17 protein-coding genes and 1 tRNA gene are annotated in these 18,477 nt (G+C 62.0%); 7 read left to right on the forward strand and 11 right to left on the reverse strand.

All coding sequences use genetic code 11. The annotated features are described in order from the left end of the window. Positions 1-4: 4 nt before the first annotated feature. Positions 5-1,495 carry a mercuric reductase gene (locus EYQ35_09955; GenBank protein HIF64458.1) on the reverse strand — a complete coding sequence of 497 codons (1,491 nt, stop codon included), beginning with the start codon at positions 1,493-1,495 and terminating at the stop codon, positions 5-7. Continuing rightward, the gene (locus EYQ35_09960; protein HIF64459.1) at positions 1,492-2,496 is read right to left on the reverse strand and encodes a radical SAM/Cys-rich domain protein; all 1,005 of its coding nucleotides are present in this window, start codon (positions 2,494-2,496) and stop codon (positions 1,492-1,494) included. Before EYQ35_09960 ends, EYQ35_09955 begins: the two co-directional genes overlap by 4 nt. 120 nt (positions 2,497-2,616) lie before the next feature. On the opposite strand from EYQ35_09960, the gene EYQ35_09965 reads away from it, so the two are divergent. After that, on the forward strand, positions 2,617-3,246 hold the full coding sequence (locus tag EYQ35_09965; GenBank protein HIF64460.1) for a hypothetical protein: 630 nt from the start codon (positions 2,617-2,619) through the stop codon (positions 3,244-3,246). On the opposite strand, the gene EYQ35_09970 is transcribed toward EYQ35_09965, so the two are convergent. The 5 genes from EYQ35_09970 to EYQ35_09990 all read right to left on the reverse strand — a co-directional run bounded on the left by EYQ35_09970 (position 3,243) and on the right by EYQ35_09990 (position 10,407). Then, positions 3,243-4,307: a dihydrodipicolinate reductase gene (locus EYQ35_09970; GenBank protein ID HIF64461.1), complete on the reverse strand. Its 1,065-nt coding sequence runs from the start codon at positions 4,305-4,307 to the stop codon at positions 3,243-3,245. The two genes, EYQ35_09965 and EYQ35_09970, sit on opposite strands and share 4 nt — an antisense overlap. Positions 4,308-4,482: 175 nt before the next feature. Next, positions 4,483-7,557: an efflux RND transporter permease subunit gene (locus EYQ35_09975; GenBank protein ID HIF64462.1), complete on the reverse strand. Its 3,075-nt coding sequence runs from the start codon at positions 7,555-7,557 to the stop codon at positions 4,483-4,485. Positions 7,558-7,583: 26 nt separating this feature from the next. After that, on the reverse strand, positions 7,584-8,585 hold the full coding sequence (locus EYQ35_09980) for an HlyD family efflux transporter periplasmic adaptor subunit (GenBank protein HIF64463.1): 1,002 nt from the start codon (positions 8,583-8,585) through the stop codon (positions 7,584-7,586). A gap of 1 nt (position 8,586) precedes the next feature. Continuing rightward, entirely contained in the window at positions 8,587-9,900 is a 1,314-nt protein-coding gene (locus EYQ35_09985) for a TolC family protein (GenBank protein ID HIF64464.1), read from the reverse strand. Positions 9,901-10,008: 108 nt separating this feature from the next. Next, entirely contained in the window at positions 10,009-10,407 is a 399-nt protein-coding gene (locus tag EYQ35_09990; GenBank protein HIF64465.1) for a hypothetical protein, read from the reverse strand. A 183-nt stretch (positions 10,408-10,590) separates the two neighbouring features. Here EYQ35_09990 and EYQ35_09995 point away from each other — a divergent pair, with 183 nt between their 5' ends. Next, a complete protein-coding gene (locus tag EYQ35_09995; GenBank protein ID HIF64466.1) occupies positions 10,591-11,361 on the forward strand; it encodes a hypothetical protein in 771 nt (256 codons plus the stop codon). 62 nt (positions 11,362-11,423) lie between these two features. On the opposite strand, the gene EYQ35_10000 is transcribed toward EYQ35_09995, so the two are convergent. From EYQ35_10000 to EYQ35_10010, 3 genes are all read right to left on the reverse strand, one after another. Beyond that, positions 11,424-12,398 carry an LLM class flavin-dependent oxidoreductase gene (locus EYQ35_10000; GenBank protein HIF64467.1) on the reverse strand — a complete coding sequence of 325 codons (975 nt, stop codon included), beginning with the start codon at positions 12,396-12,398 and terminating at the stop codon, positions 11,424-11,426. Between the two features lie 449 nt (positions 12,399-12,847). Further along, positions 12,848-12,923: transfer RNA gene (locus tag EYQ35_10005), tRNA-Asn, on the reverse strand. 97 nt (positions 12,924-13,020) lie between these two features. Next, positions 13,021-14,451: a hypothetical protein gene (locus tag EYQ35_10010; GenBank protein HIF64468.1), complete on the reverse strand. Its 1,431-nt coding sequence runs from the start codon at positions 14,449-14,451 to the stop codon at positions 13,021-13,023. Positions 14,452-14,504: 53 nt separating this feature from the next. Between EYQ35_10010 and EYQ35_10015 the strand changes: the two genes are divergently transcribed. Continuing rightward, positions 14,505-16,064: a hypothetical protein gene (locus tag EYQ35_10015; protein ID HIF64469.1), complete on the forward strand. Its 1,560-nt coding sequence runs from the start codon at positions 14,505-14,507 to the stop codon at positions 16,062-16,064. A gap of 13 nt (positions 16,065-16,077) precedes the next feature. On the opposite strand, the gene EYQ35_10020 is transcribed toward EYQ35_10015, so the two are convergent. Beyond that, positions 16,078-16,320 carry a hypothetical protein gene (locus EYQ35_10020; GenBank protein ID HIF64470.1) on the reverse strand — a complete coding sequence of 81 codons (243 nt, stop codon included), beginning with the start codon at positions 16,318-16,320 and terminating at the stop codon, positions 16,078-16,080. A 150-nt stretch (positions 16,321-16,470) separates the two neighbouring features. Here EYQ35_10020 and EYQ35_10025 point away from each other — a divergent pair, with 150 nt between their 5' ends. The 4 genes from EYQ35_10025 (at position 16,471) to cpaB (ending at position 18,473) form a co-directional block, all read left to right on the forward strand. Next, entirely contained in the window at positions 16,471-16,692 is a 222-nt protein-coding gene (locus tag EYQ35_10025; protein ID HIF64471.1) for a Flp family type IVb pilin, read from the forward strand. A 228-nt stretch (positions 16,693-16,920) separates the two neighbouring features. Then, positions 16,921-17,091: a Flp family type IVb pilin gene (locus EYQ35_10030; GenBank protein HIF64472.1), complete on the forward strand. Its 171-nt coding sequence runs from the start codon at positions 16,921-16,923 to the stop codon at positions 17,089-17,091. Positions 17,092-17,172: 81 nt separating this feature from the next. Continuing rightward, a complete protein-coding gene (locus EYQ35_10035; GenBank protein HIF64473.1) occupies positions 17,173-17,730 on the forward strand; it encodes a prepilin peptidase in 558 nt (185 codons plus the stop codon). After that, the gene (gene cpaB / locus EYQ35_10040) at positions 17,706-18,473 is read left to right on the forward strand and encodes a Flp pilus assembly protein CpaB (protein ID HIF64474.1); all 768 of its coding nucleotides are present in this window, start codon (positions 17,706-17,708) and stop codon (positions 18,471-18,473) included. Before EYQ35_10035 ends, cpaB begins: the two co-directional genes overlap by 25 nt. Positions 18,474-18,477: the final 4 nt, after the last annotated feature.

Here is an 18,477-nt window from a genome sequence, read left to right on the forward strand (position 1 = left end):
GGGTTTACCTCAGGGTTCGAAGTCTCAGCAATACTTTTAACAGCAAGGCCGACGCGCGGTTCAATCGGCCTTTCTGCCACTGGTCTCCCAGTTTCTTCCATGCCTCGGCAACGGTTGGGTAGGGCTGGATGACCGAGGCCAGGGATCCGAGCGGAACAGCCGAATTAATCGCCTGGGTGACCTGTCCTATGGCTTCGCCCGCGTGGTCGGCCAGGAGGGTAGCACCCAGTATTCGACCGCCTCGGGCAGAGACGTGCACCCGGGCAAGACCCCTGGTGCTTCCGGCCAGCACCGAGCGGTCCAGGTCTTCGAGCGGCACGGTGAAAGTACTGATTTTTTTACCCATCGACTGTGCCTCGTGGGCGGTCATACCGACGTGAGCAAGCTCGGGGCTGGTGTACGTGCACCAGGGTATGGTCAACCTGTCCACGCGTTCGCGTCCCCCGAAAAGGGCATTTCGAAGGACTATCCGCGCCATTGCGTCTGCCGCGTGGGTAAACTGGAAAACCGAACAGACGTCCCCCGCGGCATAAATCCTGCGGTTGCTGGTTCGCAGCCTTTCGTTAACGGTTATACCACCGGTCGTGTATTCCACCCCGGCTGATTCCAGCCCGATATCCTCTACCACCGGTCGACGTCCGGTGGCGACCAGGACCTGGTCAGCTTCGATTTCAGATCCTTCATTAGCTACTTCAACATTAAGTATAGTCGCTCGTTTACGGAGACTTACCCGCGACAAGTGGCAGTTGAGAATTAACTCTACGCCTTCGTTGGTCAGTGCCGACGCGAGTTGACGGGAAGCATCCGGGTCTTCGTTGGGGAGTATACGGTCGGCGCTGTCGATCAGGGTGACGTGCGAACCGAGGCGGGACATCGCCTGCGACAGTTCGCAACCGATAGGACCGGCGCCGATCACGACGAGCCGGGCCGGTTGTTCTTCGAGGTTGAAGAAGTTCTCGCTGGTCAGGGGCTGTACGTCCGATAGGCCTGGAACCGGTGGTAGCGTGGGAACCGCACCGGTGGCGACCATCGCCCGCCGGAAGAGGAGCGTGCTTCCATCAACTTCCAGGCGGTCGGTGCCGGTAAACCGGCCGTGTCCTAGAAACACGTCTACACCGAGGTCTGTAAACCTTCTCGCGCTGTCTGCTTGTGCCAGCGTGGCCCTGATTTCCCTCATCCGCTCCATTACCGCGGAAAACTGGTAGAGCTCGGGGTCACCACCGGGATTGTCCCAGGCCTTCCTCGCCGCTTCGAGCAGCGCCTTGGAGGGCACACACCCAGAATTAAGACAGTCTCCGCCAAGAAGCCCTTTTTCGACCAGGGCAACGCGCGCGCCGAGGGAGGCCGCGCCGGCGGCCGCCACGAGGCCAGCTGGACCACCTCCGAGTACCAGGAGGTGGTAACGCCGTTTCGGGTCAGGGTTTGTCCAGTCCCGGGGGTGGACGTGTTCAAGCAGCTCGGAATTGTAGCTGTCGTCGGGTGCCAGTTGGTTCATACGAGGGCGCCCCCACAGCCGGATCCAACCCCGGCGGTGCAGCCGAGGCAATGGTCTCCCGTTACCACGTTCTGGTTCGCCAGGTCATCCAGGTCCGAGATCTGCCACACGTTGGCCCCGGTTTTGTCGGCGACGTTCGGAGCGAGTTCCAGCATCTGGTTGAAGTCACAGTCGTAAAGCCCTCCGTCCCACGAAACGCTGACCATGGAACGGCACATGAGGGAGGGGGCCGTGGCCGCATTGAAAGAATCAACAAGCAGTTGCATGTAGCTCTCGTACTGGCCGCGTTTATGCAGCCACTCAGCGAACCTGAGTACCGGTAGGTTGGTCAGGGTAAGCAGGTTGTTGAATTGTACCTGGTGTCGTTCGTAGAGTTCCTCTCGGTAACGCTTTTCAAGCTCATCCTGCGGCCCGGGAAGATGCGCACCACCGGGGTTGTATACCAGGTCGATGAAGAGGTTGGAGCCAGGCATGCCGTACCCCGTTGAGTTGAACAGTTTCAAGGCTTCGATGCTTCGCCCGTAGACGCCGTTTCCACGCTGGGCATCAACGTTCTCACTGGTATAGCAGGGCAGGCTGGCCATGACGTGGACAGCGTTTGCGGCAAGGAAGTCCGCCAGGTCATCCATGCCGGGCTCCATCAAGACCGTCAGGTTACAACGATCGATCACGTGTTTATTGAGCGCGCGGGATTGGCGGACGAGGTGCCGAAAGCCAGCATTAAGTTCGGGTGCACCGCCGGTGATATCCACGGTCTTCACGCTGGTGCTGTTGGCTACAAGGTCCAGGATCCTGTCGATCGTTTCTCGGCTCATGTCCTCGGTCCGGGAAGGACCGGCATCGACGTGGCAGTGGGAACAGGCCTGGTTACATACTTTTCCTACGTTTACCTGGACAGTCGTAACCGCGCCGCGGGCCAGGGGGGCGAGGCTGTGGGCGGACAAGCTCGACTGGAAAACGCCCGTGTCCGGTTCCTGGGTGTGGGCGTTTCTGACTCGCATCGGTAAAATAGTCCCCGGTATTCGCCGAAAAAGCGACAGAAATCGATAGTTGCTTCACACAGATAGAGCGAAAGTGTTTAAGGGGCCGGTCTCTGTGGGACTGGCGGTAGGTATTTACAGGTGAACAGGCGGAAATTACTCTGGCTCGCATCGGCGTTACTCTACGCTGCTTTCGTTTGTTGGTATACGGATTTCGGAGGGCCTTTGCGACCGGCGGAAATCGAATATCACGTTGAACGCATGCAGGCCTGGGGGGCTCCGCCTTCCGCGGTAGGGCGCATGCGAACGTTCATGGAGAACGACAGCGGACGCCAGTTCCTCATGCTCAACGCCCTTGATATGGCCGATAGCCCTTTGCCGGTCGAGGGCGCGGAACCGGGCGAAAGCGCCGAACAACTCATGGGCCGCTACATGGAATACATGTACCCGGAATTGTTTAAGCGTGCGTGTCACCCGGTGGTTTTTGGAGACGCGGTAAACGCGGCCATGGACGTGGTAGGATTAGAAGGAGTCGATAACTGGGACGCCGGTGCTATGCTACGCTACCGTAGCCGACGCGACCTGGTAGAAATCGCGTCGAATCCAGAGATGGGTAAACGCCATCATTTCAAGGTCGCGGCGCTGGATAAGACCATTGCCTATCCTGTCGAAACACGGGTCTACCTGGGCGACGCCAGGGTCCTGGTCGGGCTGCTGTTGCTTTCAATTACGGCGCTGGTCGATATCGCCGTCTACGGTCGGCGCGGCTAACCACGGGCCAAGCCCGGCGCGGCCTTCCCGGTGGCAATCGGCAGATCGAGATAAGTCTTTACCCCGGGATCGGCCCTGCACACGGCCGGGATGGCGTTTACGTTGTGCATCGCGGTCGCCACGATTCCGCGGTTGCGGGCCAGTCCGGACTCTATGCTGTCTGGGTGAAGACCGTGAAACACGGTTTGCACGGGAGGGTCACCGTCTATGGCTATTTCGAAACGTTCACCTTCCGGACCGAAGTTCCAATCCGGATCGAGATGCTCTTCTCCCATCAGCCAGTTCACCCGCGCCGTGATTACCGGTGTGCCGTTCACGGTAGCCTGCCAGGTGAAGCGCTGGGCGGCCACTCGACCGGGCTGTATGGGGCCTATCGGTGAGTCGATGGGGTGGGTGGCAACGGCCATTTCGTGAAGGGTTCGCTTCTCGGCATCAACGGCGAAGCCCAGCGTGTCGGCTAACATGTTGACCGACTGCATGAAGCCGCCGCCGAGAATGTCGAGCATTGGACTTTGCGCGGCTTGGTCGGGGGTGTGCCCGAACAACATGACGTCGCCTACCACGGCAGGCGCGTCGTAGGTTCTTATGTCAGAAAATTCCTCGGCCCGTACGTGGGTGATCGAACCCGACAGCGCCGAGATCATCAGGGGGAATCGCTCGGTGATTCCTCCCGGGTGAATGCCGGTGCCGTGCAGGGTGGTACCACCGGTGCTGCAGGCAGCCTCCATTACCGCTGTGTCATCACCCGGGACCGGGTAGAACCAGCCCAGCGGCGTGACCACGTTTTTTCCGGATTCGAGCAGGGACACTACCTCGGAGGGAGTGGCCAGCAGGGGGCTGTAAAGAACACAGTCGGCCTCCGTGGCAAGTATCTCGTCGATATCATCGCTGGCGGCTACACCGATAGGCCCGATGCCCGCTATTTCACCGGCGTCTCGCCCGGCCTTGTCAGCCGAGTGAACCCAGCACCCCGCCAGTTCCAGTTCTGGATGGTTAACGATTCCCTGTATGGCGGCGCAACCGAGTCCGCCGGTCGCCCACTGTATTACCCGGTATCCCATGTATAGGTCACCTCCTGGTTTGTTCGCGGTCTATCCGGGCTACCGGCAGTGTTCGCAAACGTTTTTTTAGGACGGGTCTCGCCTTTAGTCTAGTGGACGCCTGGACACTTGCTTGCCAACCGCCTCCACAGGGCCAGGTCGGGGTCGTGGGAGACAAAAGCCTGGCTGGCCGTTGCTACGTTGAAGGCTCGCTGAACCAGCGATAAAGCGCGGGGATCACCAGCAACGTAAGTATGGTCGATGTCAGCAGGCCACCCACGACCACGGTGGCCAGTGGGCGCTGCACTTCGCTGCCGGTTCCGGTGGAGAACAGCAGCGGAAAGAGACCGAGCGCGGTGGTCGCGGCGGTTATGAGCACCGGCCTCAGGCGTTGGGTTGCGCCGCGCACCGACGCTTCGTTCACCGCTACGCCGTCTTTCACCAGTTGGTTGAAACAGGTGACCAGCACCATGCCGTTTTCAAGCGCGATGCCGAACAGCGCTATGAATCCTACCGAAGACGGTACCGACAGGTTCTGCCCGGTTGCCCACAGGGCCACTACGCCGCCCACCAGGGCCAGCGGTATGTTGGCAATGATAAGCAGCGAGTTGGCTATCGATCCGAAACTGAGCAGCAGGAGGAAGAACACGATGAGCAGGGTGATCGGCACCACCACGGCCAACCTCTGGTTTGCTTCCTGCTGCAGGCGAAACTGTCCGCCCCAGGTCAGCAGGTAGCCTGGAGGGAGCGTGACCGCGGAGGCCAGCTCCTCGCTGGCTTCGGCCACGAAGGAGCCGATGTCACGGCCGACGACGTTGAGCTGGATGGTGATGAAACGCTGGTTGTCCTCTCGCGTGATCTGCCTGGGCCCGACTATTTCTTCTATGTGGGCAAGTTCGGACAGGGGCACGCGCACGCCCGAGGGCCCGTCGACCAGTATGTCGCCTATGGAGTTCGCCGTGCTGCGATAAGGTGCTGCAAAACGCACGTAGATATCGAAACGGCGGATACCCTCGAAGACCTGCCCGGCCACCTGGCCGCCGACCGCGGCACGGATGGTTTTCTGCACGTCGGCCACGTTCATTCCGTAACGTGCCACCGCCAGCCGGTCGACGGTGATCAACAGTTGCGGCGTACCGGCCACCTGGTCGACCTGTACGTCAACGGCTCCCGGCACGGTCTCGACAATACGCTTGATTTCGTTGCCCCTGGCTATGAGTTCGTCGAGTTCGTCGCCGAAGAGCTTTATAGCCAGCTCGGCCCTGACGCCCTCCAGAAGCTCGTCCACCGTCATGGCTATGGGCTGGGTAAAGTTGGTGGCTATGCCGGGAATGTCGCCGAGGTCGAGGCGAATCTGTTCTTCGAGCTCGGGTTGGGTACTCGCGTTACGCCACTCGTCGCGGGGGTGCAGGAGGATATACATCTCGGCGCTGTTGACTGGATCGGTGTGGGCGCCGATTTCACCGCGGCCGATACGCGTCACCACGCCGCTAATTTCGGGGATCTTCATGAGCCTTCGCTCGACTATCATGGTCAGTTCGGTGCTCTTGGTGAGCGATACGGAGGGCGGCATCGTCAACCGCAGTACCATGGTGCCTTCCTGCAACCTGGGTGTGAACTCCGAACCGAGGCGGGGAAACACTGCCGCCCCGACAAGGAGCAGACCGACGGCAAGCGCGATGGCGTAACCCCGTCGCTGGACGAAGAACGAGACCGCCGGCTCGTAGTACGCGGTGAGCCGACGCAACACCGCACCGCGCGCGCCGCTTGTTTTCTGTCGACGCATGAGCAGGTCGGAAAGCGTGGGCGCGAGCGCTACGGCGAAGATCAGCGAGCCGAGCATCGCCAGTGCTACCGTGTAGGCCAGCGGCCTAAACGTTTTGCCCTCCACGCCTTGCAAGGTGAAGAGCGGGAGGAAGACGATAATGATGATCGATATGGCGAAAACGATAGGCCTGGCGACCTCGAGGCAAGCGCGGCAGACCACTGCAGTCCGCGACTCGTCGGGGTCGGCTTCGGCGAGGGCCCTGTCTACGTTTTCGACGATGACGATCGTGCCGTCCACCATCATGCCTATGGCTATGGCCAGGCCACCGAGCGACATGAGGTTGGCCGATATGCCGAAGTAGCCCATGCCGAGGGTCGCAAACAGGAATGAAAATGGAATTGCCAGCGCCACGACGAGGCTCGCGCGCAGGCCGCCCATAAAGGCCATGAGCACCAGGGCCACCAGCAGAATACCCTGCACCAGCGCGCTCGTGACGGTGGTCACGCAGGCCTCGACGAGGGTTTTCTGCTCGTAGTACGGCACCAGGCTGATGCCGTCGGGCAGGATGCCGTTGATTTCTTCCATCTTGTCTTCGACCTGGCCGATGACGGTGGAGGAGTTGCTGCCGAAGAGCTTGACGACCATGGCTGAGACGACTTCTTCAGTGCCGTTTCTCGTCTGTACGCCGCGTCGCACCGCGCCGCCGATCTCGATGTCGGCGAGGTCGCTGAGAAACACCGGAGTACCGTCCTTGGATTTGACGACGATGTTCTTGAGGTCGTCAACGCCCGAGGCCAGGCCCACCGAGCGCACGATGTATTCTTCGTCGTTTTTCTCGATGAACTGCGCGCCAACGTTGAGGTTGTTCTCGCGTATGCGCTCGATGACGTCGGCGATGGTCACGCCGTAACCGAGCAGGTGCTCGGGGTGAACGTTGACCTGGAACTGCTTTTCGTAACCGCCGATACCCAGAATCTCGGTCACGCCGGGAACGGTCTGCAGGTGAAATTTGACCAGCCAGTCCTGGATGCCGCGAAGCTCTTCGAGCGAGTAGTCACCGGTCGCGTCTTCGAGGTAGTAAAAGAGGACCAGTCCCATGCCCGTGGAGATGGGGCCGAGCTGCGGTTCTCCGAATCCTTCCGGGATGAGCTCGCGCGCTTCCTGCAGGCGTTCGCCGACCACCTGGCGGGCAAAGTAAATGTCTGTTCCGTCTTCGAAGTAGATGTTGACGACCGAGAGGCCGAAGTTCGATACCGATCGGAGCCTGGTGACCTTCGGCAGCCCGTTCATGGAGGCTTCGATGGGGTGGGTGACGTATTTCTCGACGTCGCCTGGTGCGAGGCCTTCGGTCTCAGTGAACACCTGCACGAGGTTGGGCGAGACGTCGGGGAACGCGTCGACCGGGAGCTCGCGGTAAGCCCGGTAGCCCGCGAGCCCTACGAGCAGGCCCAGCGCGAGCACGAGCAGTCGGTTGCCGAGTCCAAAGCGTATGAGTGTATCCATCGTCGGTTTACCCGGCCGCCCCTTAGTCAGTGGCCGTGGCCCTGGTTGAGTTCTGAGCGTCCCAGCTCGGCCTTGAGAATGAACCCGCCGCTGGCCACGTAGGTTTCGCCGCTCGAGATGCCCGAAAGAACCTCGGCGTAGGTTGTGCTTCGACGCCCGAGTTCAAGTTGGCGGGGTTCAAACACGCCGTCGCGCTGCACGAACACGACCGAGTGCTCGTCCACCGTCTGGAAAGCGGTGTTGGGCACGACCACGGCTACTTCTACCGAGGCGATGTCTACGCGCCCGGTCACGAACATACCCGGACGCCACTTGCCCGTGCTGTTGTCGAGCACGACGCGGGCCCGGGCGGTGCGGGTCTCCTCGTCGACCACCGGGCTGACGTAGGAAATGGTGCCGCGCGTGTCGGCCTGGTCGTGGCCCAGCGAGACCAGCACCGACTGGCCTACCTTGACGCTGGCAAGATCGCGTTGGTAGACGCTGAGCTCGATCCACACGTCGCCCAGGTCGGCGATGACGAAGGCCTGGGTCTGGCGGGTGACCGCTTCGCCGCGGGTGATATGCTTGTCTATTACAGTGCCGTTGGTGAGGGTCGATAAGCCGTAGGACGAGAGGCTTTCGCTGCTCTCGATTATTGCGAGCACGTCGCCGGCAGCGACCGTGTCGCCGATGCGGCTGCGAACTTCCTTGACGATACCCGCGTAGCGCGGCACCAGGTGGGCAATGCGGTCTGCATTGGGCACGACCTCACCCGGGAGTACCACCTCGGTGGCTATGCGGCCGTGCCCGGCTGTTGCTACCTTGACGCCGAACTCCAGTATGTGGTCTCTCGAGATCGTAACGGTGGTTTTGCCGGGAAGATCTTGTGCGTCTTGCGAATCATCGGCGTGTGCATCTGCTGCGTGGGCAGAGCTGCCGCGCTGGCCGTGGTGCTCGTCGTTGCCGCCGCTTGCGCCGTAGACAAGCAGTCCTGCAAAAAGCAGTAACGCTGCCGTGTAGCTTAACTTGTTGAATCCAAGAACTTTCATTTCAGGATCTCCTGTCGTCGCTGCGTATATCTTCGAGGCTGCTACCCACCAGTAGCTCCACGTCTACGGTGGCTGCGCGGTAGGCCGCCAGTGTGTCGATGTACTGGCTGCGCAGACTGAACAGTGTTTTGCGAGCATCGACCAGTTCGAGATAGCCGTAAACGCCTCGGCGGTAAGCGGTGGTGGCGCCCTCGAAGGCGTTGTGGGCCAGTGGTAGCACTTCGTCCCGCAGGGAGATGACCGCTGCCCGCGTTGACGCGAGCGACTCGTAGGCCGTTGCCAGGCCGGTGCGCGCGCGCAGCCTGGCAGCCCGTTGTTCCTGGACGGTCTTGGCCAGCCGGCGCTTCGCTTCGAGTGTGCCTGCGCGGTTGCGATCAAAAATCGGCAGCGGCGCACTCAGTTCAAAGACAAAGGCCCTGCTGTCGCTTTCTCTCGACCAGCGGGGTCCGCCGGTGAGGGTGAGGTCGGGTGTAGAACGGGATTCGGCCAGTGCCAGTTGGCTGCGGCGCTGGGCCAGCTCGGATTCCCAGCGAGCGAGCGCGGGGGCTTGCTCTGCCAGTTGCTGCAATCGCGCTAACGGCGGCAGGGCGGGCGGGGCCGCGCGCAGTTGCCCGTCGGCCCGCGAGAAGTTATCGCTGCCGCTGCCCCAGGTAGCAGCGAGCCGTTTTCTCGCCGAGGCGAGTTCTGCCCGGTGTCGCTGCAGTGCGATCAGCGAGGCTGCCAGGGAAACCTCGGCGCGGTATTTTTCTATGCTCGATACAGCGCCCGCGAGCAGTTGTTTTTCGACGGTTCGCAGCACGGTTTTTCCGACGGCTGCCAATTCCTCTGCCAGGGCGAGCCTCTCCTGCGCGGCCAGTACAGCGACGAAGGCGCCTTCGACCTCGGCCAGGGTTTCAATTCTTGCGGCGCGCCAGGCCCAGGCCGATGCGTCTCGTTGGTGGCCGGCCAGTTGCCGCCGCTTGCCGCGCTTGCCGCCCAGCTCGATGAGCTGGGAGATGCGCAGGGTCTGCTCGGAGGCTCCGAAGCCGCTTTCTTCGTTGGTGCCGGCAAAGTTTTCTATTTCGAACGAGAGTTCCGGGTTGGGTAGCAGGCCAGCCTGCGACACCCGGGCTTCGCGCGCCTTGAGCTCCCAGGAAAACGTGGCGAGGCGAGGATTGTGTTCGAGGGCAAGCTGTATTGCCTGCTGCAACGAGACCGCAGCGCTGACCTCGGCATGTACTGTTGGCGCGGCTGCGTGCAACAGCAGTGCCGCGGCGAGCGCAGCGATGGTCGGCGCCTTACTTTGCGTCGTTTGTCCTTTGTTCTTCTGGGTCATCAAGCGGTTCTCCGGTACGAGCAGGGTCGGGCCGCGAGCTATCGCGCGGCCTTGCAGAAAGCCCACCACCGCCCGGGGGGCAGCTGCGGGCGCCAACGGGGTTGGCTGCTAGACTCGGAGGACGGTGCTTTTGATGAACGCGGCGTGCTGGGAGCAGTGGCCGGCGAGGAGGCAAAGAGCGCGGGCCGGTTGTCGGCCTGCTGTCGCCGGCGCAACGATGGCCGGCAGGGCGTGGGAAAAAAGCGAAGCGTCGCCGGGCTTTTCGTACTTGCTCGACAGCTGGCCGAGCAGGGGGATGTCGGTGCAGGCGTCGGAGGCCAGGGAAACGCCGCTGCTGTTGTGGCCGGCGGTGGCGTGGTCATCGGCCGCAGAGCCGGTCGTGTCGCAGGGAGCAGTTGCATGGGCGAGTTCTATGCCGCTGTGACCGTCCGGCCCCACGCAGTAGACCAGCTGGGAGCCCAGGCCCATGGTAAGCCCCAACCAGGCCAGCAGGCCAAGCGTTGCCATCGCACGTGCTGTGTTAACTGCTTTCATCTCTTCGCGTCGGGGAGGGCGGTGCCCAGTGGCGTCCGTCCAGCTCCATCGACTCTACCAGCCTAACACGGGTTTTTGCCTGCAGGGGATTGTTTTTCGGGGGGTTTTTTGTCCGGGCAACTGGTTACTTCCTGCCTATCGGTGCAAGGTGCTGCGGTGCGCGTTGTCATTCCTCTTCCGGCCGCCGACTTTGATCCCACCGAGGTCTCGGTGCCGTGGTCTATTCTGCGTGCCGAGGGCTACGAGGTCGTTTTTGCTACGCCCCTGGGACAGCCGGCTCATGCTGATGTGCGCATGCTCGATGGCAGGGGATTGCTCTTCTGGGCTCCCGTTCTGCGGGCTCGTCGAGAGGCCCGCGAGCTTCACGACGAGATGATCCGTTCGCCGGAGTTTCTCTCTCCGCTGTCCTGGTCGCAACTCGCGCAGTTAGAAGTCGACGGGCTGATTCTGCCGGGGGGACACGCGCCGGGGATGAAACCTTATCTCGAATCGCCCGAGGTGCAGGGCCTCGCGCTGCGCTTCTTTTCCGAGCGGAGGCCGGTCGCTGCTATCTGTCACGGCGTGGTGGTGCTGGCCAGGGCCGTTGATTCTGACACCGGTCGCTCGGTCCTTTTCGGTCGCAGGAGCACTTGCTTGACCAGGCCCATGGAAATGAGCGCCTGGTCGATGACCGCCCTGTGGCTGGGGAGATACTATCGAACCTACACGCAGACGGTTGAAGAAGAAGTGTGCGCAGCCCTGGGCGAGGGTAATCCGGGAGCCCCACCGCTTTTCAGTCGGGGACCTTTCGCGTTGTTCCGCGACGGACCCGAGGTGACCAACAGGGGCTACACCGTGAGGGATGGGCAGTACCTTTCAGCGCGATGGCCGGGGGATGCCTACGCGTTTTCGCGTGATTTCGTGGAGATGCTTGAAGACCGTCCGTAACGCCCGGCCCGGCCCGACCAGTCGCGTCCTGCGGCGGTGCCGAGCACCGAGCCGCCGGCTGGTCAGACTTGAGGGAGTACTTCGCCGGCGATCAGTTTGAGGCTGGGCCAGGCCAGTTCCGGCGGTAAGCCGCCGCACAGGGGTTGGGTGATCAGGAAGCCGGTCTGCTTGATGTGCTCCACGGCCTGTTGCGGGGTGAAGACGCGGTAGGGGCCCTGCTGCTCGCGGAGCTCGTCTACGCTGCTCGCCGTTGACAGGGTAACGGCCCTGTTGTGGTCGCCCAGCCAGGCCGCGTAGGAGCGCGCGTCGTGCAGCAGGTACGGCCCCAGTTCGGCCCACGCGCGGTCGGGGTCGCTGGCGACAAAAGCCGTGGTCACCGTGTCGCCGGGCGGGTTGATGCAGGCGCCCGGGGTGGTTCCGATCTTGCGGCATTCACGCTCGTAGATCTCGACCATCTCGCTGTTGGAGCCCTGGGTGAGCATTCCCAGTCCGAAGCGCGCCGCCCGTCGTGCCGCCGCCCTGGTGTTTCCGCCCAGCAACAGGCCCGGGCCCTGGGGCGTAAGCGGCGTGGGGGTGACCCTGGCGTTGCGACCCTCGAACTCGAAAGGCTCTCCCGTCCAGGCCTGCCTCAGGGCTTCAAGACACTTGTCCATTCTCTTTCCCCGTTCGGCGAAGTCGTGGCCGAACATGGCGTATTCTTCGGGCCGGTAGCCGACCGCCAACACGTAGGACACGCGGCCGTTGCTGGCAATGTCGAGCACTGCCATCTCCTCGGCCAGGGCAACGGGATCGTGCAGTGGCAGCACCAGTGCCGCCAGTTGGATACCGATGCTGCGAGTCCTGCCAGCCATCGCGGCTGCCAGGATCAGCGGCGCGGGCAAGTAGCCGTCGTCGGAACCGTGGTGTTCCGATACGACCAGCTGCAGGCAGCCGTGTTGTTCCGCCCACTCGGCCATGTCGAGGGCGGCAGCGTAGAGGTCGGCACTACCCGCGGGGCTCATGGCCGGCAGTCGCATGTCGAAGCGCATTATGAACAAGAGCGGTGTTCTCCTCGCCCGGCCGGGCGCGCCTACGCCGGGCGTAAAGGTTTTGCATGTGGCAGGGCGGTCCGCAAGCCGAAGGTGGCGAGCTGGCGAGGATCGGGAGAGGCAATAGCTCTCTTAAATCACCAACATCCAGAGAATGGGCTCCCCGCAGCAGTTTGAGTTGGAACCAAGCGCGGGAATGTCTCCGAAACTTGGAAGAGCTTCGCCGGGCTCTTTCGCAGTAGGCTGAAGAGCGGGTGTTGCGCTTGTTCCGAGGTCAGAGGTTCCGAAAGCAGACGGTCCCGTAGTGTCCTAAAACTCGGCCTAACGGATTTCGAAGCTGGGATTGCGAGGCAGCGTAAGGCCTCAGCTTAGTTTTCGCCCACTACTGGAAAAACCGCGCACCGCCGACCATCAGTATGGTGACTGCGCGATCCAAAAAAGTCCGTGTAGAAAAAGAGTGGCTCCCCGGGCCGGACTCGAACCAGCGACAAGGTGATTAACAGTCACCTGCTCTACCAACTGAGCTACCGGGGATCGTTGGGCGAATCCCATTGTATAGCCCAGCCATGGCGAGCGGGCAAAAAAGATATCACGGCAAAGCGACCGAGCGGGGGGTGGTAGCGGGTTAAGCTCAGGGGTCTACGTAGCCAAGATCGCGTAGCTTCTGCTTGAGCTCTTCGGGAATATCGTCGCTGCCTTCACCGTCGCTTTCGGCAGCTTTGTTACCGCGGCCCGGCCCTTTGCGATTGATCAGCTGGTTGGCCTCGGCCCATTCGTCCAGCCCCGCCGCCCAGGAGTATACGCCGTGGCGGCTCGGAAGGGCGTTGAGTTCTCCGGGATCAACGCCGAGATCGTAGGCCTCGTTGCTGTCTTCGTCGGTGTAGCGCACGAGCTTCTGCGAGCCGCGCCTTTCGGCGATGACCGCTCCCCGGCTACCTAGTTTGCCGGCCGCCGTACCGGCTTCGCTGTATATCGGGGTCTCGGTCGACCAGTTCGAAGCGGTGGCGACCGCGCCTGCACCCAGCAGCCCCACGAGCGACGGTCCTGGCATCGAGTGCTCTACTCCGACCAGCTCGAGCAGGGTGGACGGCACGCTTATCGACGCGGGTACGGGTTTTTTTATCCGTGGTCCGTGATCGGTGAGCCCGGGTACGCGGAGCACCCAGGGCACGTTGACGACCTCGGCGTAAACAAAACGCACGTGGTCGCAGTTGCCGTGTTCAAAGAATTCTTCGCCGTGATCCGAGGTCACCAGCACCACGGTCTTGTCGGCGAGGCCGAGTTTGTCCAGCTCGTCCAGGAAACGGCCCACGTGGCGGTCGCCGCCGCGCACAGACGCGTCGTAGAGCGATACAATGGCGTCCAGGTTGGCCGGCCGCTCGCGTTTATCGCGACCGCAAAAGCCTTTCGATTCTCTTCGCGAGACGTTGCCGAGGCCGAGTGCCTGGCGATCAGCCGAAGTGGAATAGTAGGGACGATGGGCGTTGTAGCCGTGCAGGAACAGGAAAAAAGGCCGATCCTGGTTGAGACGCAGCCAGTCGAGAGCGCCGTCCATGTTGTGTTCAAAGCGCCGACCGTCGGCCTGGTAGACGTCAAAACCACGGGCAAACCCGAAGTGGGCCGACACAAATCCGCCCCCGGTGAAGGCCCCGGTCGCGTACCCGGCGTCTTTGAATTCTTCGGCCAGCATGCGCGCCGACTGAGGTAGCCGCCGCATGGCGGGATAGCGTACCACCCCGAGCACGCGCGGTTGCAGGCCGGTCATTATCGAGCCGTGGGCGGGTAGCGTCCACGGTGACTGGCTCACGGCTTGCTCAAAAAGCGCTGATTTAGCGGCGAGTTGATCCACCGAGGGTGAGGTGTCACGGGAGTAACCGTAGCAGCCCAGGTGGTCGGCCCGTACCGTGTCCATGGAAACCAGCACGACATTGCAGCCGGGGCAGGCCGCGGTGGAGAGGGTAGTGCCCGGGCCGGTGCCCGGGCGTTCGCTGCAGGACGCGAGCAGGGCCAGCAGGGTGCCGAGGCCGACGCGAAGCAGCCGTGGGAATAGAGAAAGGGTCATGCAGTGGCTATGATAGGCAGTCTGCGCGGGCGGGTCTATTCCGCCGGCGCTGAATCGCCGACCGGGGGCCTGGGGCTGGAAACGAAAAATTCTGCGGGCCCCGTGCTTCGTGGCAACTTGGGTCGGCCCAGGGAGAAAAACGAAAGGTGAAACGATCTACACCGGTAATTGTACTGGCCGCGCTGCTGGTACTGGGCGTGCTGGCCCTGCCCGGGCAACGCGCCGGGACGCTGGCCCAGGGCCGTGTGCTCGTGCTTGGCGTGGACGGCGGCACCTGGGACGTGATCGTGCCCATGATCGAAGCGGGCGAACTACCGGCCCTGGCAGGCCTCTACCGGCACGGGGTTCACGGGATTCTCAAGACTCGCCCGCCGGTAATTTCGCCGGTGGTGTGGTCAACCATGTTCACCGGCAAGCTGCCCGCCGAGCACGGCGTCCTGAACTGGAAAACCTCCCACTCTACTCACCGCAAGGTCAAGGCAACGTGGAACATAGCCAGTGACGCAGGGCTTCGCAGCCACGTGTACAACGTGCCCGGGTCATGGCCGCCCGAGCAGGTCAACGGACGCATGGCTTCCGGTTTTCCACTGAGCGGTTCGACGATAGGCGGCAGCACCGGCGAGGTTTACGATCTTTCGCTGGCCGATCCCTCCGACGGCAACCGGATCTTCGAGGACAACGAGACGGCCATCCGCGGGGCCGCCCGCGGCTTGGAGCCGGGGCAGTGGAGCGACTGGTTCGACGTTGGCGCGCTGCGCAAGCCAGCGCTCAAGGGGCGGATGCGCGTGCGCAAGCTGGCGCCCGACAGGATCTACGCTACACCGTTTTACAGGTCAGACGCGGGCCTGGTAGTTACCTGGCCCGAAGAACTGGCGGAGGAGCTCAGGGCCGAACTGGGGCAGGCTTACATTCCCGAAGGGCCAGGCTGGAGCCGCCACGCCGAACCTGACACCCCCACTTTCCTGGCCGAGCATCTCGCCCAGGTCTCGCGGCTGCAAAGCGGGGCGGCGGGTCTTTCGATTGCCGACGACTGGCAGCTGTTTATATACGTGCATACGCTCGTGGACCGGGTGTCTCACCCATACTGGGCCTACATGCGCCCGGACGACTACGAGGGCATGGATGCTGAAAAGGCGCGCCGTTACGGGGAGGCGGTGCCCGATGCCTACCGCGAGACCGACCGGCAGTTGGGGAGATTGCTCGCCGAAATCGATGACGACGTCTACGTGGTGGTGGTTTCAGACCACGGATTCAAGTCGAGCAAGAACCGCAGCCTGCTCATCGGCACGCACGATTTTGACGGAATCTACCTGGTCGCGGGTCCGGGAATCGAGCCGGGTGACGGGCCCGAAACTAACATCGAAGACGTGGCACCCACGCTGCTTTACTTACTGGGATTGCCCGGAGCGGCAGACATGGTGGGCAAGATATTCCCGCCCGTGGTCGATTCTCTCGGTGGAGGACGGCTGAAAGTTGCCAGCTACGAAGACCTGCAGCGACCGGGTAACGATCAACCGGTAGACAAGTCCACCTGGGAACAACTGCGAAGCCTGGGCTACGTGACCGGTGACCCGCCTGCGGCGCGCGAAAACGAAGCCGGGCAGGCTCGCTGATAAGAGTTTTGGCTCAGTGACGGACCGGTTCTTCGGCCCCGTCGTCCTCGAACACAATCTCGCCGTCGTTGACCAATGCCAGGACAACAGCGTCCAGGTCTGCCAGGGCTCTGCCCTTGAGGCTGAAATAGGTCACGCCGCGCCGTATGGCATCGGCCAGTTCCGTGACGAGAAACACCGTATCGTGTGAGCTTCCGAGCAACTCGGCACCGGTAATAGGGGCACGCACAGTGGATGTGGAACGCGTCGATCTCATGTCCTTTTGAAACCAAGAAGTGTGCCACGGCGCCTCTTCGGTCACCCGCTTTTCCTGCGGGTTTGTACGCGGGTGTTCGATAGCGTCCACCGACAATCCTGCGCCTGGCCACCTGCGAGTTGCAGTTCTGCATGATCAGCCTGTTCGTTAATGGCACGCCGTTTGCTCACTACTGCGAGCCCTAGGGGCAGACAAAGGCGAGGAGAAAGAACGATGACAAAAATACTGAAACGGCTAAGGGACGATGAGCAGGGAGCATCCATGACCGAGTACGCGTTGCTGTTGGCAATGATTGCCCTTGGTACCGTGGGTGCGGTCACCGCTTTCAGTGACCAGATACTTACGCTCTTCAGTTCATTAGACCAGTTCTGAGGCAGGATCGTGACACCGCAATGCCCAGGGCAGCAAGTGGCAAAAATGTGCCGCTACAAGTCCAACAATGTCCGTTCAACGGGCGTGGCTGGCGCAGCGACGGCAGTAAAGCGCGGAAAAACGAGCCCTGGCAATAAATTCTCCGGTGGCACAGAGATTGCTGTTTACCACCGGGAACAGACGGGCATCAAGCCCTGTTAACAAACGAAACCCAGGAGGAAAGAGAAAATGGAACTTATCAAGGCACTGTGGAAAGACGAGCAAGGCGCTTCGATGGCCGAATACGCGTTGCTGATGGCTCTCATAGCCGTTGCGACGATTGGTGCGATCACCGCGCTTCGCGACCAGATCATATCGATCTTTAACGACGCTACTACGACGCTGTCCACCGCCAGCTGAAGTGGTTGGGTCAAGTTGAGCCGGGTGCCGTCTCACCGACGGTACCCGGTTTAGCTTATGCTCACCGCAAGGTGACAAGACGTGGAATACTCTCTTAATACACTTGTTGCGGTTCCCGCGCTGATTTTCATGTTCCTGGCTGCGGCCAGTGACCTGAGGGCGCGCAGGATTTCCAACAAGCTTAATCTTTGCGCGGCCCTGCTCGGCGCCTGGTTGCACTTCGTGACCGGCGGCGTGGAGGGTCTCGGTATGTCGCTGGGCGGTATGACCGCCGGTCTCGGCTTGCTGTTCGTGCCCTTCGCGGCGGGAATGGTTGGCGGCGGCGACGTCAAGTTTGCAGCGGCCGCGGGTTCCTTTCTCGGGGCCGGGCTGTTGTGCATCGGGCTGGGCGCTGGCGTGGTCCTGGCAGGCGCCGTGGGCGCCGGGTCGATACTGTGCAGTGGCAAGGCCAAGGCCGTAATGATCGGGCTCTGGGCTGATCTCAACATGATCGCCTCCGGGCAGAGGCCAGGGACTCTCAAGGCTGGAGAGGGCACGCGCACCATGCCCTACGGATTGATGTTGGCAGTGGGCATGGCCGGGACGCTGGTTCATGCAACGTGGAGGATAGAAACATGGCTAGGCCCTTTGTCCTGGTAGTGGCTGGAGTGCTGTTCGCAGCGCTTGCCGGCCTTATGACTTTTTCATGGCTCGACGGCCAGGCCGGCTCACTTGATGCGCCGGTGTTGCAACACAGGAGCGTGGTGGTTGCCGCGCAGACGGTGGGCAGGGGCCAACTGGTAGAGCCGAGGCACCTGAAGGTCGTCGACTGGCCGGCCCACTCGGTACCCGAGGGGACCTACCATGATCCCAGCAAGCTTGTCGGCAAGGTAGCGAGGGTTTCCATCATGGCTAACGAACCCGTTACCGATGCTCGATTGTCGCGCAACCGCAGTACCAGTCTCCTTTCAATGCTCGTGCAGCCCGGCAGGCGCGCGATCTCGGTTCGGGTGAATGAAGTTACCGGTATTTCCGGTTTCGTGGCCCCGAACAGCCGCGTGGATGTGCTCGTAACGATAGGGCGACGCGAAGAGCTCGAAGCGAGGTCAAAAGTCATCCTGCAGGACGTCAGGGTGTTGGCCATCGACCAGGAGGTCGAGCAGGTGGACAACAAGCCGGTGACGGTAAAGACGATCACCCTCGACGTCACCCCGCGGCAGGCAGAAACCCTGACGCTGGCGGTTCACGAGGGCAGTCTCTACTTCGTCCTGCGTAACGACAAGGACGGCGACGGGGTAGTTACCTCGGGCAGGACAGTGAGCGAGGTGCTGGGCGGTTCATCGGGTAACCGCCACACGGTTGAAGTGATTCGTGGCAGCTCGGTAGAGAATTACATTTTCTGAGGAG

It is taken from the genome of Candidatus Binatota bacterium, assembly GCA_012960245.1.
Classification (GTDB): Bacteria; Desulfobacterota; Binatia; order UBA1149; family UBA1149; genus UBA1149.

Excerpts from the sequence above, each read along its gene's own strand:
- EYQ35_10030 (HIF64472.1), top strand. The coding sequence starts at position 16,921 with ATGGAACTTATCAAGGCACTGTGGAAAGACGAGCAAGGCGCTTCGATG.
- cpaB (HIF64474.1), top strand. The coding sequence starts at position 17,706 with ATGGCTAGGCCCTTTGTCCTGGTAGTGGCTGGAGTGCTGTTCGCAGCG.
- EYQ35_09985 (HIF64464.1), bottom strand. The coding sequence starts at position 9,900 with ATGACCCAGAAGAACAAAGGACAAACGACGCAAAGTAAGGCGCCGACC.
- EYQ35_10010 (HIF64468.1), bottom strand. The coding sequence starts at position 14,451 with ATGACCCTTTCTCTATTCCCACGGCTGCTTCGCGTCGGCCTCGGCACC.
- EYQ35_09970 (HIF64461.1), bottom strand. The coding sequence starts at position 4,307 with ATGGGATACCGGGTAATACAGTGGGCGACCGGCGGACTCGGTTGCGCC.
- EYQ35_10020 (HIF64470.1), bottom strand. The coding sequence starts at position 16,320 with ATGAGATCGACGCGTTCCACATCCACTGTGCGTGCCCCTATTACCGGT.
- EYQ35_09975 (HIF64462.1), bottom strand. The coding sequence starts at position 7,557 with ATGGATACACTCATACGCTTTGGACTCGGCAACCGACTGCTCGTGCTC.
- EYQ35_10025 (HIF64471.1), top strand. The coding sequence starts at position 16,471 with ATGGCACGCCGTTTGCTCACTACTGCGAGCCCTAGGGGCAGACAAAGG.
- EYQ35_09980 (HIF64463.1), bottom strand. The coding sequence starts at position 8,585 with ATGAAAGTTCTTGGATTCAACAAGTTAAGCTACACGGCAGCGTTACTG.
- EYQ35_09960 (HIF64459.1), bottom strand. The coding sequence starts at position 2,496 with ATGCGAGTCAGAAACGCCCACACCCAGGAACCGGACACGGGCGTTTTC.
- EYQ35_09955 (HIF64458.1), bottom strand. The coding sequence starts at position 1,495 with ATGAACCAACTGGCACCCGACGACAGCTACAATTCCGAGCTGCTTGAA.
- EYQ35_09990 (HIF64465.1), bottom strand. The coding sequence starts at position 10,407 with ATGGCAACGCTTGGCCTGCTGGCCTGGTTGGGGCTTACCATGGGCCTG.